Consider the following 14,061-nt stretch of genomic DNA (forward strand, 5'->3'; position numbering starts at 1 on the left):
TATTTACTTGGCTTCACAGTTTCTTTAACACACTATCTACACGGGCTAAAACAGTAATGTCTGTCAATGCACACTCAAATGGCACCTTTAGCTCATTGCTGCTGACCCTTACTTTACCAACAGGAATAAGCTCTAAATTTCTGATACTTGCTTTATGCTCAATCTCAACTAACCACGTCCCATCCGAAATATCTTCAAATGAGCAATCAACCAAATTGGTCACTCCATCCGAGATGATAATTTTAGGCCGAGCCATTCCAACCGATAACAAAGAGTTATCCAAAACCCAATATCCATCTTCAAACAATTTACCATTGATAATTTTATAGCGAGCAACTGAGGTTATTTCGCCTTTTGCATCGTCATACATTGGCCCCTCACCGATGGCGAGCCAACGTAGTGAAACACCAGTTTCTAAAGCACAACCAATCAATAAGTTAGCAGGGTAAAAATCTCTTTTCCACCAAGTGGTTATAGTAGCAATGCTGATCCCTGTTCTTTCTGAAAGCTCAGTTCTCTTATTTAAACCGTAGGCTTTAATTACCCTTTGAATTGCAGATCGCCCACCACGCTTTGGAGCAAAAATATTGTCATTTGTATAATCAGTCATAATTTAATCGCCATAAGTTGTATCGATCTTATGACCATCGACGTCTCACCAACTTGCCTGCCATAAATCGATCACGCTTTACTAATAACGCGTTCCACTATGCCAATGATTTTTATATCTGCCAGAGCACACTCAAATGGGGGTTTGATCTCTCCGCCACTAATTCGGACGCGACCAACCGGGACTAACTCCAAATCGCGAATACTCTTCATTCCTTCAATTTCAACCAGCCACTTACCATCGAGCACAGTTTGAAATGACTTATTTACGATATAGGTACTATCTCCGCTATTGACAGCAATGAGATCATTTTGAGACTGAAGCAATGACTTATCGAATAAAACAGCGCCAGTATCACTAAGTATCCCTTTGTCTAAATTAAATAAATTAATTTTCTGAATTTGACTGTCCGTATCTTCAAACATCTGGCCTTCCCCCGTAGCCAGCCATTGCAATGATGCCCCCGTTTCAAGTGAGCACCACACCATAACTTGTGCGGGGTAAAAATCGCGACGCCACCATGTATTGAGAGTGCTGTTACTAATTCCTGTGTAATCAGATAGTTCGGTTCTCGTTTTAAATCCATAGGCTTCCATGATTCGCTTCATGGCTTCTTGGCCACCTGAATTCGGATCATATCTGTCAGCATTTTTTTTATTCATTTAAACGTTCACCTATTGACAATGTTTTATATAAACATCATCATCCTCAAAAGTGTTCAAATAAGTACTTTTTGTCGATTATCGTTTATCGAAGCCATGGGGGATAATGCCTTATGAAACCAGTGATCTCAATCAATCTTGTAATTCCTAACCCCTACCTCCCTATTGAAGAGTTCTGCCGCCAGACTGGCCACGCGAAAACGACTGTGGTTGACATGGTCAGAGACGGCAGAATCACTATCAAACGTAAAGCCGATACCATCAGCGAAAAAACCGGTAGGCCCAAAACCAAATCTAAAATTGAAATCAACATGGTTGAACTGACCTTACGTGCCCTTGCTGAGTCTAATTTTGATGTTCGCTTAAACGATAAACCATTACGGTAATTCTCCTGAATTATTGAGGTTAGCGCCATGTTTGCAAATGGAACTGACAAACACCCTCATTGGGATTCAGCCTTGCGACGCTTTGCCGATACTGTCGAGATCAAGCGAGTCGCCGAAACCATTGGCATGAATCCCCAGACACTGCGCAATAAGTTGAATCCGGCACAGCCGCACGAACTGACAACAGTGGAATTGCTGCGTATCACCCACGCCACGCAGAATTACACCCTGTTGGATGGTGCGCTGGCTGAACTGGGTCGCTTACCTTCATTGCCGTTGGAAAATCCGCAGGAAGCCACTGATATTCCAACCCAGGCTCTCAAAATCAGTTCAGCCGCAGGAGAATTGGCTGGCGAATCACTGCAATTAATATCCGGCAGTCGGCTCACCAAAAAACGCAAAGACGCTATTGTCAGCCGCGCTAATAAAGCGGTCCGTGACCTGATGCTATTTGCATATGCCATTGAAGAGCGCTTTCACTCAATACCAGTTTTAACTACTACGGTCGATTTGATCCAAACCGGAAGCTTTTCCGGTCTTTCGTAGAAGGTCTGTAATATGCAAAACCCAATCTCAATTGCCCCATTACTCTGGCGTCAACAAGGCCACAATGCTGGCCGCGTTGAGATTAAACACGGCAGAGGTAAGCCAGGCATTATTATTCGCCCTGATGGTCGCCGTTGGGCACCACCACCAGGCACTTTTACTGATTCTCATCGGAGGATTGGTAAATGAGCATTCGCTGCGCTTTCGGAACAGGACACCTTCGCGCAATGCCACTTCCTTTGCGCGCCGTTATTGGCAAACACTTTGCTGGCACTCGCTGGCGGGATACCAGCAACTTTTACGACTCGATGCCTGAACGTTACCGGGCAACCGTCTGTTTTCATGCTGAATTGAAAAAGCGCCACGCCCTACTTCAACTGGCGGAAATGGATGATAACGAGCGGCAACGTATCGTCAGTGCGTTGGATGAATTACGACATCACTTTGCTAAATATCGCAAACACGCCATTAGCAACGTCGCCTTTATTCAACGACTGCCTATCAGTGTGCGTAAAACTCTATTTCTTCATGCTGGATTAAGTCACAAAGAGTTTAATCAACCTGCCTGCTATCTAGAAGAAGACGCTTGCCCGTGGCGGGAAACTTTAATAGCAGCATTACGTGAATTACTTAATTTATTCGAGGATGCACCGGATATTTTAACTGCGGTTAAACCTGACGCTTATTTCAACTAATCATCGTATTTAAATTAATTGGCGTATGACCCGTCGGGTTTCCTACGCCCTGAATAAGGCCATAACCATGCACATGTATAAAACCATAGGACAAGATATGCATACCCGCGCCCTTGAACAGGCGCGCCAACACCAACTGAATCAAGCACGTAAGGAGGCTAAAGCCGATGCAGCTATCAGTTTCTCTTCATATTTAGACCGTCTCGCTACCCATGCCGCCAATCAACAGCTTTCCAGCAATGAAATTATCGAGTTGCTGCGTCAGGAATCCGAACAATTTCAACAACGTGGCTTTGAGTGCCACCAGAGTGATTTTTAAGGAGATCTGAAATGCCCGATATGTTCGATCACTCTCAAGAGCTGCAACTGCTCCAGTTGGAACACCAGATAGCAGCAGCCAGAACCAACACCCTGATGCCATCCGCTTTTATATGCGCCGACTGTGATTCTCCCATTCCTGAAGCACGTCGTGCCGCATTGCCGGGGGTGCAGTGCTGTGTCCACTGCCAGCAGATCCGAGAAATAAAACGCAAACATATCCGCGTATGACCTCAGTTAATCGGGGGCGCTTTGCCCCCTCGCCACCGCCGCCATTTAAGGTAAGTTGCCGCGAGACTTTCGTCGGCGCTTATCCGTGGAATGCACCACGCAAAGCCATAGGTCGTGAAAGACAACTTACCCGTGAAGAATACTTTCAGGGGCAAGCTGTTTTAAATAAAATCAACAGTCTGCCGTATTTCCTGCGCTCGCTGTTTATCAGCCGCCATGCCAATCTACAAAAGCACCAAGGCCAATTAGCTGCTAATAAGTATCTGGCTCTCAACTTTATGCAGCTTATTTGGCCACGCATTCAAACCGTAAACCAAAAGCATGGTTTAAAACACGATATCGCCCTTGGCTTTTTAAGCGAGGAAGAGACTTATTTAAGTCTGCCAGGCATGAATGATAAAGAACTGGTTAGATTTGCAGGCCGTATTTCTGCACAGTTATTTTCTGCCTATGAAGAACTTAGCAATACCTATATTGCTGAACATAATGGTGATAAAACAGCACTATTCAACGATAGCGCACAAACCAAACTCTATGGCCATATTGCTGGCATGGCGCGGTCATTAAATGTTACCCCGCTACATTGGCGTAAATATCGCAAAGGTAAGTTAACCATGCGCCACGCTTTCTCCGCTATTGCCCGATTGGTCAATGATGAATGGTGGACGCGTCAGCTTAAAGCCCTACGTACTCGTTGGCGGGAAGCACTATTAATTGCCGTCGGCGAAGTGAATCGCCACAAATCTGGTTATGCCAGCAAGCAGGCAATTAAAGATATTCAATCGCGCCGTTTGTCTAATATGGAATTTCTGAAGGGCTGCGAACTGGAAAATGTTGATACCGGTGAGCGTATTGATCTGATCGATAAAGTGCTGGCCAGTATCTCTAATCCAGAAATTCGCCGCATGGAATTGATGAATACCATCGCCGGTATTGAGAAATATGCCGCTAATATGCAACACGTCGGCATGTTCATCACCATCACAACCCCTTCCAAATACCACCCAACTCGCGTGGTAGAGAATAGTGAAAAAGAGAAAGTCCTGTTTAATCACAAATGGGATAAAGAGGCGTTTACGCCCAAAGATGGTCAGCGTTACCTGTGCAAAATCTGGAGTAAGATGCGCACAGCGTTCAAAGATAACGACCTGAAAGTTTACGGCATGCGCGTGGTCGAGCCTCACCACGATGGCACCCCTCACTGGCATATGATGCTGTTTTGTGAGCGTCAGCAACGCCGACAGGTGATCGACATCATGCGCCGTTATTCTCTAATGGAAGATGGTGACGAACGTGGCGCAGAAAAAAATCGCTTTGAATGCAAACATCTGAAAAAAGGCGGTGCGGCTGGCTATATCGCGAAATACATTGCCAAGAATATCGACGGTTATGCACTGGATGGCGAACTGGATCATGAAACTGGCCAGCCGCTAACTGAAACCGCTGCTGCCGTCACCGCTTGGGCGGCAACGTGGCGCATCCCTCAATTCCACCCAATTGGCATTCCAACTATGGGAGCTTATCGCGAATGCCGCCGCATTCGTGGCCTGAGCCTTGCCGAAAGTTTCGATGACCAGGTTGAAGCGGTACGTGCTGCCGCTGATACCGCTGATTTTGCCGCCTATATCACTCAACAAGGTGGAGCCAACGTACCGCGCGATCAGCAAACCATTCGGGTGGCTCGTAAGGTGGCCGAAGAACTTAACGCCTATGACGAAGAAGTGCAAAAGGTCATCGGCATTTATGCCCCTCATCTCGGCGAATCTAAGATTTATGAAACCCGTTCAACCCAATGGCGTATTGTCGCCAAGGCCGTTGACGTTGAGCTTTTGACTTTAAAAAGCGCCTCTGGCGCGCCTCGGAGTTCTGTCAATAACTGTGGGTTTGCTGCTGAAGTAACCACCGTTGAACCGACAGAATTACCGCCTGAAAGCACCTATTCACCGGTAAATACCCCAATAGATTGGGATGATGAAGGCAATGTGCTGCTGATTAAGTCAATTTTGCGCGGGCAAACTCCCACTATTAACCATAAACAGCGCCCCTATGATCCGTATCACTGTCGCGAGGCCGCGCCTTCTGCCCGCCTGACACAAGAAGAGCGGGTTCGTTTGCCCAAAATTCGAGCCGAATTGGCCGCTAAAGGTATCCAGCCCACGAGGTGGGAGCTGGAGGCACTGACACGCGGAGCCAAAATCCACTTTGGCGATCTGGTGTTTCACTATCCACGGCTAGATACATGGGGAGATATGACTAAAGATTTATAGCTAAATCGCCATATCCGAACAAAGTCTCATAAAAACATTGATGTACTTGACTAACGAAATTGCCCGAAACAATAATACTGTATATTTATACAGATAGTAAGGAGAGATAAATATGGAACACATTGAACAAATCTATCTTGCCCTGTCACGTATACAATTCATCGCTGAAATTTCCCTCACCGCATGCTGCAAGCATGAAGAAATGGAGATGGCACTCTACCTAATCTCTGATTTAGCGGACGAATGCTTGCCGAATAATGGGCATGAGGAAGTGTTCTACAAGGCGTCACCAGACTGCACAGAATGATTAAAAAATGTTTACTAGGAGTGAATCCCGAAATAGCGTGAAACAGGCGATATTCCAATGACAAATTCATATTTGTTAATATGTGCCTGCATTTTTCATCAGCACACGCAGAAAGGAATACCATGAATAACATAATCGCTTTTTTGTCTCTGTCGCTTTTATTGATGGCCACATTGAACCGCCACTAGACGTATTCCGGACCAAAAACAGTGACAAAGACCCAATCGTTAGCTCCCTTGATGTGATATAGACCAAGCTTCGGTAAGTAACATGGGTACTTTGTCACTTTTTATCATTCAACTCATGACGCTATACCATAGGAAGTGAGGATTGATATGCATCAACTGCCTAGGGATATTCCCTAGTCGTATACCTTCAGAGTTTAAAACCCTATTTGGACCACCACAAACTACAGGTGATATCATTAATCATCTGTAAACCTTGAGAACATGCAGCCAAATGATTTCACAATATGATTACGTCGTTCGCCAATTAGCCAGGACGAAAAACAAAAAACACGAGCAATATGTCGTTACTGGCATTGTGCATAAGCTAAACCGCGATGACATAAAATTCGTTACTCAGCAGTACGTGAAAAGAGAATCAGGGCGAGCACTGACCGATCTTTATTTCCCAGCCATCAACCTGCATATTGAGATCGATGAACCCTTCCATCTCAAACAAGCCGAACACGATAATCTCCGAGAAGCCGATATTATTGATGCTACTGGTCATGAGGTTATTCGCATCTCAGTTGATGGTTCATTACGTCAGATGAACGAACGTATTGACGATTGTGTTGCTGCAATTAAGTCTAAGATCGCTGCATTAGGTGATTACTTTGAGCCTTGGGATATGGATAAAGAGCTATCTATCGAACCTCATATCCGCAGAGGCTATATCGATGTGAAAGATAACGTAGCATTCCGCAGGATTACTGATGCCTGTAACTGTTTCGGCCATAACTACAAGTTTCTCCAGAAGGCCGGAGCCAAGCATCCCTACCATGACGATATACTTATCTGGTTGCCCAAACTTTTTGATAATGAGCACTGGAGCAATCAGATCTCTAATGATGAAAACGTCATTACTGAAATACCTAAGTCCGAAGACGCCCAGGCCGCTCACTTTGATAAATGGATGGCAGAAACGAGAAATAAACGCCTGGTTTTTGCAAAAGCCAAAGATAATTTGGGAATGACACTTTACCGCTTTAAAGGGCTTTATGAGTTAAACCCAAAGAAAAGCAATCGCACCATAGGTCTATATTGGCAACGTATTTCTACTCGGGTGAAGACCTATCCATCACCAGAAAGAAACGCTGATTGAAACGGTAGATGCTGTTCGCAACCCATGCATGCATTGAGTGCATGAATTTGCATGAAGATCCGCTGCCAGATTTGAGCGCACCAAGTCAGTACTGGCGCGGATCTACCACGATCACGCAACTGCATGAAAAGCGCCCTATAAAGCGGGCAGGCGTGGCGGGGATACGATTGCGCGCGATGGGTTCTGATGACCGTCACCATATGGATGGACTGTGACATTTACCGAGTAAACGAAATTATCTATCCTTAACATATAGGCACCATAAAGTGACACCATTATTAGGTTGTCATAGTGTCAAAATATGGTACCATAATAGTTATGAACAAACGACACCAAAAAACGTTGTTAGATGTATATGCTCGACCAGTAAATGGTTCAATAAAGTGGTCTGATATTGAAGCGCTTTTTATTGGATTAGGGGCTGAGATACACGAGCGGGAAGGATCAAGGATTGCGGTGCTGTTAAAAGGTGAAAAACGTATTTTTCACCGACCACACCCCAGACCTACCACTGACAAGGGGGCAGTTAACTCCATCAGGCTATGGCTTGACAGTTTAGGAATAAAACCATGAACAACACAATGAAAATTGACGGCCACACTGCCATCATCAACTTCGATCCAGAAATTGAAATGTTTCGGGGTGAATTTGTCGGCTTGAATGGCGGTGCTGATTTCTACGCTTATAGTGTGGAAGAACTGAAAAAAGAGGGTTCACTCTCTCTATCGGTCTTTTTAGATGAGTGCAAAAAAGACGGTATCGAGCCGTATAAATCTTATAGCGGTAAAGTCACTGCACGGCTAACACCTGAGCGCCATCAGGCACTCACTGTTACCGCTCAAGCTACCGGCCATTCTATCAATGACCTGCTGAACGAAGGTGCAGATATGGTTATGCAGAAATATACTTGATTATTCAATGCATTATATTATTTAATGCCACCGAAGTAAATTATAGCAGGTGGCATTTTTATACTATGCAGATTATATGTGAACAATGATTACCAAGCTCTATTTCGCTACTAGTGCAAGTTCTTAATGACCCATATAAAACGCGCAGCGTAAAGGAGCTATAATCGTGCATAATCTATGATACTAATTGTTTATTTTCCATGACTTTTTGAATGCTAATAACTTTTCATTAAGCCTAATAAACTTGGAATGCCGTAGAATACTTTGTGTTTCAGAGTTGAAGTTACCTATTTGATCTATTGATATAAATATCTGTTTTTTACTTATGGAATAACATTTTATAATTTCTTGTATCGCCGATAGCTCAATGTTTTTGAAAACAATTGAATCTTCAATCAGAATTGGTAATGACGTTCTATCAAGAAAGGTTAGATCTAATGCAAGCATATTAGCATATGATTTACCTGTGCCAGAATCACCATAGTGATCAAAAATATAATTTGTATTAGATAGCGTTATCTTAGGAGAAATTCTATTATCAGGGTAGAAAATCGAAATATATTTATTAACACCATCATTGAGAATTTTTTCTATTTTATCTAGAATTCCTTCAGTTTGAATTTTTAACTCATTTCTAATATCTTTTAATCCTTTAGTCAAATTATCCTGTAGCTCTCTATATTCTATAGTGCTCTTAATCTCTTTTTGTTTTATGGATAATGAAAGAATCTCATCTACTAACTCGCTCGGTTTGTCAACGACACCAGTTACCTTTTTTATTTCCGCATCTAATGATGATAGCAAGATATCGACTTCATTTAGTTGTGTTTCTAAAAAAAATTTTTCCGCCTTTAGCTCTTTTTGCAAAATTTTGGATATACTAGAATGGAATTTCTCCACTTCTCTTAATCTATTAATATTAACATTGGGAATAAACTCCTCAACCTTTTCGAAAAATTTTTCCTTAACAGGATCAGACAACTCTAAATTTCTAGAGATTCTGGATAGTTGAGTTAATAGGATGTTTTTTTCTTTTAGAACACTATCTTTTTTAACCTTAAGACCTAAACTTTTGTTATTTATAATTTCATTTATATTAGTCGCATAAACTTCTAGATTCTCTCGTATAAATTTTATTTTTTCGTTAATCTCATTTAACTCAAACCTTAATTTTTCAGCTTCACGCAAGGTTATTTTCCTTATAAACCCTTCTTTGAAAGCTAGGTCAAGACTCTTTTTTTTCTTGTTATTTTCCTCTTGGAGACGCTCAGTTTCGTTCAATAACCCAGCAAATCCAAACGATTGAATTAAAAAGGATTTAACACTTGAAAAACTCTCAGATGGCACAATATGCAAAGGCTTATTTGGGTTATAGTTATCCTTTCCCCACACTCTTGAAAATCTTCCTATCATATTTCTAAAATTAGGTGCGTGATTGTCAAAGTTATACTTTTCCCTCAAAAAAACTTTAAAGTCATTAAGCTCTTTATTTTCACTTTTCCCATTTTTAAATAAAACAATGTCTGGTGTTATAGTGCTTCTTGAGAAAGAGTATGTTTTCTCATCAAATTGATATGAAAAATCAACGGTAATATGCCCCACATTATCAATAGCGTCAGCACATAGATTTATGAAATCATTACCACCAAAAACAAAATCAATGAGAAGTAAAACTGATGATTTACCAATTGAGTTAGCACCATTGTTTGGCCCCAGAACAGAATTAAGTCCAGGTGTGAAAATTAAATTTTCCCGTATTAATTTTTTGCAACTCAAACTAATCAACATTTTGTTATGGTTTCCTCATCAGAATTAAATTCGATCAAGTTTAGTATGTATAAAACATCAAGTGATAATAGAAAATCATCAACAATTGAAAAATCATTCTTTGTCATTTCATAAAGGTCATGAACCGTACATTTAGAAAAGTCCTTTTCTAAAATAGAAATCATTTTGAATAAAATTGAATCTTTTAATGGCGTTGATTTTGTAGGAGTAATCATGAGTAAACCTCACAATTTTGCACAAAAAAAGCTACTAATGTTTCCGCAGCATCTCTATTTTTCTGTTTTGCATATGTTCTTATCCATTCGGTAAGAGCATCAAATATCACATACTGATCTACACCATCTTTTTTTAATTTTAGGTAATGAACCTTAACCTCTCCATATATTAAGTCAGAAGTCCCTGGGTTTATTTTATCGATTTGTTGAAAAAGAACTTTAATGTCATTGTAGAAATAATTGACAGAACTTTTTATTTTCATCCTGAATTGTATCGTAACGTTATCATCAAGTTTTTCATCAATTCTCATTGCATCAAATGATAACTGACTAGATGATTCAGGTATTATGGATGCCATTTTATCAATTATTTCTTTAATGTCATCTTCAATTTGAAAATTGAAATATCTATTTTTTATTCTTGTATTCTGCTGCAACATGAGTTTGAGATTATACATTTCTCGATAACCATCAACAGTTCTTGGCGTATCAAAAATTTTATGACAATCACGACATAAAGCTATGAAATTATCTTCATGATCTACATCATCATTTAACCTTTTTTCATCCTTCAGGAGCAGCATCTCTTCTGGCCTAGGCGAAAATGGGTAAATGTGAGCAAGCTCATAAAGTTTTAATTTTTTCCCATTATTCTCCTTCATTAGTGGTTTGCTACACTTAGGACACAGCCCCCCAACTTCATCAAATAAAACGATATGCAAATTTGGCCCGATGCTTGCCCTAGCGTCTCCCACACATATCTCCTCAGATATAATAAAAACTAGTCGTTGAATGTTATAGATACAATATTTTATTTAGGCTCACAAGTCACAACCATAATGTCAAGAATACGTCGAAATAGAAACAATAATAACGTCTGCTAAAGTTTGTACTCATGAAAATCTATAACTTTGCAGTCTAACCACTCATTCACCTCTTTCATCCGTTCCTGTAGCGGCATCAACTCATTCCTTACAAACACCTGACTGGCCTTTTCTATGTCGCCAAAACCGCCAGTGTTATTGGGGATAATACCCATCATCTGCGGTGGTACGCGGTGGGCGCTGAGTAGGTCGTCGCGGCTGGCGTTTTTGATATTAAAAAAATCGTCTTTGGTGGCGACTTCGCTGAGTGGGACAATCTTAATGCCATCGGGCTTGCCATTTGGAGCGTAGAAAAACAGATTTTTAAAATTCCCCAACCCTTTGGTGCTGCGCATAGCATTGCGTAAGGTTTCTACATCGGTATTACTTTGGGCCGCATCGGTGACATACATGATATAACCGGCATGTGCGCCGTTCTGGAAATACTTGCGACGGAATAACGTGGCCGATTCGTTCAGCCATGCTGAGTTGAGTGAACTGAGATATTCCGGCAAGCCGTAAAGCTCTTGATTGATATCCGGTTCAATCAGGTGAAATACCGTGCCTGGCTCAAAGCGATGCGGTTCGCGGAAAGATTGCACGAACCAATACACATCATCTTCTACTCCACGGCGAGTATATTTGGCCGGTGAACATTCCAGCCGCATTAACTTGCCTAAGCGATTGAAGCGCTTCTCCAGAAAGGCATTGCCGAAGACCAAAAAATCCAGTGCAAAGCGGCTAAACTCTTGGGCGCTAAGCAGCGGATGTGGAATAAAAGTGCTAGTCAGAATATTACGTTTCACATAAATCGGTGAGCTGTGATGTACCGCCGCCCGCAGACTTTTGGCCAACCCGGTGAAACTGATCGGCGGCTCAATCCATTTGCCGTTACCGATGCATTCGGCGTAATCCAGAATATCGCGGCGATCCAGCACTGCGGACGGTTCGCCAAAGCTAAACACTTCCATTGGTTGCTGCGGTTGCCGAGTTAAATTGGTTGATTTTACTGCCTTGCGGCCTTTGCGTTTGCTCATCAGTTAAAATCCAGAATTGAAGATTGGGCATAACCGTTACCGGCGGTTAGCGGCTCGTTAATCATCGCGTGCATCGCCGCCCATGCGATATCTGCATGACTGGCGTCTTCGCTGCGGCTGGCTTGGTAAGTGGCACGGCCACCGCTGGCAGTCATGGTTTTGCGGATAGCCATAAAAGATTGAGTGATATCGGTGTGGCCGGAGTCATACTCCAGCCGCCCACTGGAGATCAGGTCTTTGGCTTTCAGCACCAGCGCGGTTTTAATCTCCGGACTATAACGAATTTCCCGCACCGCCGGAAAGAACTCCCGCACCAGTTGATAGACGCCCTGCCCAATGCCCGTGGCGTCGATACCGATATATTCCACGCAATATTTTTCAGTTAGGGTTTTGATAGATTCAGCTTGAGTGGCGAAGTCCATTCCCTTCCATTGATGGCGTTCCAAAATGCGGAATTTGCCGCCGAGTACCAGCGGTGGAGCCAATACCACACAACCCGCACTATCACCGGTGTGAGACGGGTCATAACCCAACCAAACCGCCCGATAGCCAAAAGGTCGATAGGCGTAAGGATTAAAATCGTCCCACTCCTCCAGACTATCGACCATGCAGCCCTGCAACTCTTCGAACGGGAATACCGAGGTTTTATCATCGACGAATTCGCACATCAGCAGGTTTTGATATTCCGCAGGGCTGTATTCCAGCGCGAGTTGGTCGAGGTCAAACAGGTTACAGCCACCCGCCAGCGCATCTTCAACAGTGACAATCTGCCGCCACTGACCGTCGCCACACAGCGCACCGTGCATCAAATGGCTATGGCTGAGATCAACATAAATATGCTGTTCTTTGTTCTTACGCCCTTTATTAAACAGCTCGCCAGACCAAAACGGATATGCGCTGTGGGCCAGACTGGATGGCGTGGAAAAATAGGTGGTGCGCCATTTTTTGTGTAATGACATACCCGAAGCCACTTTGCGCAACTCCTGAAACTTCGGTATCCAAAAGTATTCATCGAGATACAGGTTGCCGGTGTAGCTCTGAGCGGTGCGGATATTAGTGCCGAGAAAGAACAGCCGCGCACCGTTGGCCAGCACTATCGGATCGCCTTTCAGATCAACTTCTACCTGTCGGGCAAAATCAATAATGTAGTTTTTGAATACATGCGCCTGCGCCTTACTGGCTGACAGGAAGATCTGACTGCGCCCAGTGGTTAGCGCATCTATTAGCGCTTCACGGGCAAAGTAGAAGGTCGCGCCAATTTGGCGCGATTTAAGAATATTGCGAATACGATGCTGCAAGCCAGCCCGATACCAACCTTTCTGATATTCAAACGTAGTTTCCAGAAAAATATCATTCAGCGCTTCAATAGCCGCGTCGCTAAACACATTCTTCTCAGCCGACTTACGTTCCCCTTTATTACGGTTACGTATCTTCGGATTCAGCTCGGCTTCATTGCCGGTTTGGTTGTAGCGATTAACTCGCGCTAATCGCTCAATCTGGCGGCCTAGCAGGTCAATCTCTTTGTAGTCGCACCCCTCCTTGTTGTTCTTCATGATCAGTTGAATCAACCGCGCTTCCAGACTGCTCTCCACACGCGATACCGGGGATACATCCTCCCAGGCATCCCGCTGTTTCCAGCTCTGCACGGTTGGCGCTTTCTGGTTCAGCATCTCCGCAATCTGGCGCACAGAAAAGCCCTGCCAGTAAAGCAAAGCCGCCTGCCGTCGTGGATCGCTGATAAGAGTAGTTGGGGTCGTCATCATGAGCGCAAGGCTACGAAAACGAATTTAATTCTTCCTCAACTCACTGTTGTGTCAGTGATTAAAGGATTTTGAGTAGTGGCGATGGATATTGGGAGTCAGGAAACTAGCGCTGATTTAACTGACCCATTCACGG

18 protein-coding genes are annotated in these 14,061 nt (G+C 43.2%); 11 read left to right on the forward strand and 7 right to left on the reverse strand.

The genetic code is table 11. The annotated features are described in order from the left end of the window. Positions 1-13: 13 nt before the first annotated feature. Together FTA96_RS06790 and FTA96_RS06795 are read right to left on the reverse strand one after the other, a co-directional pair. Complete coding sequence (locus FTA96_RS06790; protein WP_134957622.1) at positions 14-610, reverse strand: phage repressor protein CI; 597 nt, start codon at positions 608-610, stop codon at positions 14-16. 71 nt (positions 611-681) lie between these two features. Continuing rightward, positions 682-1,272, reverse strand: coding sequence for a phage repressor protein CI (locus FTA96_RS06795; protein ID WP_004708304.1), 591 nt, complete (start codon positions 1,270-1,272; stop codon positions 682-684). 113 nt (positions 1,273-1,385) lie between these two features. Between FTA96_RS06795 and FTA96_RS06800 the strand changes: the two genes are divergently transcribed. From FTA96_RS06800 to FTA96_RS06850, 11 genes are all read left to right on the forward strand, one after another. After that, positions 1,386-1,658, forward strand: a complete 273-nt coding sequence (locus FTA96_RS06800) for a hypothetical protein (RefSeq protein WP_071985028.1) — start codon at positions 1,386-1,388, stop codon at positions 1,656-1,658. Between the two features lie 27 nt (positions 1,659-1,685). Further along, positions 1,686-2,204 carry a phage regulatory CII family protein gene (locus FTA96_RS06805; RefSeq protein ID WP_050095194.1) on the forward strand — a complete coding sequence of 173 codons (519 nt, stop codon included), beginning with the start codon at positions 1,686-1,688 and terminating at the stop codon, positions 2,202-2,204. Positions 2,205-2,216: 12 nt separating this feature from the next. Then, on the forward strand, positions 2,217-2,393 hold the full coding sequence (locus tag FTA96_RS23245; protein WP_172666515.1) for a hypothetical protein: 177 nt from the start codon (positions 2,217-2,219) through the stop codon (positions 2,391-2,393). Further along, positions 2,390-2,899, forward strand: a complete 510-nt coding sequence (locus FTA96_RS06810) for a replication protein B (RefSeq protein WP_235897440.1) — start codon at positions 2,390-2,392, stop codon at positions 2,897-2,899. The genes FTA96_RS23245 and FTA96_RS06810 overlap by 4 nt, the downstream gene beginning before the upstream one ends. A gap of 73 nt (positions 2,900-2,972) precedes the next feature. Continuing rightward, complete coding sequence (locus FTA96_RS06815) at positions 2,973-3,218, forward strand: DUF2732 family protein (RefSeq protein ID WP_391592625.1); 246 nt, start codon at positions 2,973-2,975, stop codon at positions 3,216-3,218. A gap of 11 nt (positions 3,219-3,229) precedes the next feature. Continuing rightward, positions 3,230-3,448 (forward strand): TraR/DksA family transcriptional regulator, encoded by a 219-nt coding sequence (locus FTA96_RS06820; RefSeq protein ID WP_145573462.1) that lies wholly within the window; start codon positions 3,230-3,232, stop codon positions 3,446-3,448. Beyond that, positions 3,445-5,715 (forward strand): replication endonuclease, encoded by a 2,271-nt coding sequence (locus tag FTA96_RS06825; protein WP_145573464.1) that lies wholly within the window; start codon positions 3,445-3,447, stop codon positions 5,713-5,715. Before FTA96_RS06820 ends, FTA96_RS06825 begins: the two co-directional genes overlap by 4 nt. A 112-nt stretch (positions 5,716-5,827) precedes the next feature. Beyond that, positions 5,828-6,022, forward strand: a complete 195-nt coding sequence (locus tag FTA96_RS06830; RefSeq protein WP_050121983.1) for a hypothetical protein — start codon at positions 5,828-5,830, stop codon at positions 6,020-6,022. Between the two features lie 459 nt (positions 6,023-6,481). Further along, on the forward strand, positions 6,482-7,351 hold the full coding sequence (locus FTA96_RS06835; protein WP_050121982.1) for an AbaSI family restriction endonuclease: 870 nt from the start codon (positions 6,482-6,484) through the stop codon (positions 7,349-7,351). A 318-nt stretch (positions 7,352-7,669) separates the two neighbouring features. After that, entirely contained in the window at positions 7,670-7,924 is a 255-nt protein-coding gene (locus FTA96_RS06845; protein WP_145573467.1) for a type II toxin-antitoxin system HicA family toxin, read from the forward strand. After that, positions 7,921-8,262 carry a type II toxin-antitoxin system HicB family antitoxin gene (locus tag FTA96_RS06850; protein WP_050146318.1) on the forward strand — a complete coding sequence of 114 codons (342 nt, stop codon included), beginning with the start codon at positions 7,921-7,923 and terminating at the stop codon, positions 8,260-8,262. Before FTA96_RS06845 ends, FTA96_RS06850 begins: the two co-directional genes overlap by 4 nt. Before the next feature lie 183 nt (positions 8,263-8,445). Here FTA96_RS06850 and FTA96_RS06855 read toward each other — a convergent pair whose 3' ends face one another. The 5 genes from FTA96_RS06855 to FTA96_RS06875 all read right to left on the reverse strand — a co-directional run bounded on the left by FTA96_RS06855 (position 8,446) and on the right by FTA96_RS06875 (position 13,928). Further along, positions 8,446-10,050 (reverse strand): DUF2326 domain-containing protein, encoded by a 1,605-nt coding sequence (locus FTA96_RS06855; RefSeq protein WP_145573468.1) that lies wholly within the window; start codon positions 10,048-10,050, stop codon positions 8,446-8,448. Continuing rightward, positions 10,044-10,265, reverse strand: coding sequence for an ABC-three component system middle component 7 (locus tag FTA96_RS06860; RefSeq protein WP_050145324.1), 222 nt, complete (start codon positions 10,263-10,265; stop codon positions 10,044-10,046). Before FTA96_RS06860 ends, FTA96_RS06855 begins: the two co-directional genes overlap by 7 nt. Continuing rightward, positions 10,262-11,020, reverse strand: coding sequence for an ABC-three component system protein (locus FTA96_RS06865; RefSeq protein WP_050145323.1), 759 nt, complete (start codon positions 11,018-11,020; stop codon positions 10,262-10,264). The genes FTA96_RS06860 and FTA96_RS06865 overlap by 4 nt, the downstream gene beginning before the upstream one ends. Before the next feature lie 125 nt (positions 11,021-11,145). Further along, positions 11,146-12,165: a phage portal protein gene (locus FTA96_RS06870; RefSeq protein WP_145573470.1), complete on the reverse strand. Its 1,020-nt coding sequence runs from the start codon at positions 12,163-12,165 to the stop codon at positions 11,146-11,148. After that, the gene (locus FTA96_RS06875; protein WP_145573471.1) at positions 12,165-13,928 is read right to left on the reverse strand and encodes a terminase ATPase subunit family protein; all 1,764 of its coding nucleotides are present in this window, start codon (positions 13,926-13,928) and stop codon (positions 12,165-12,167) included. The genes FTA96_RS06870 and FTA96_RS06875 overlap by 1 nt, the downstream gene beginning before the upstream one ends. Between the last annotated feature and the right edge of the window lie 133 nt (positions 13,929-14,061).

The sequence above is a fragment of the Yersinia alsatica genome (assembly GCF_902170305.1).
In the GTDB taxonomy this organism is placed as follows: domain Bacteria; phylum Pseudomonadota; class Gammaproteobacteria; order Enterobacterales; family Enterobacteriaceae; genus Yersinia; species Yersinia alsatica.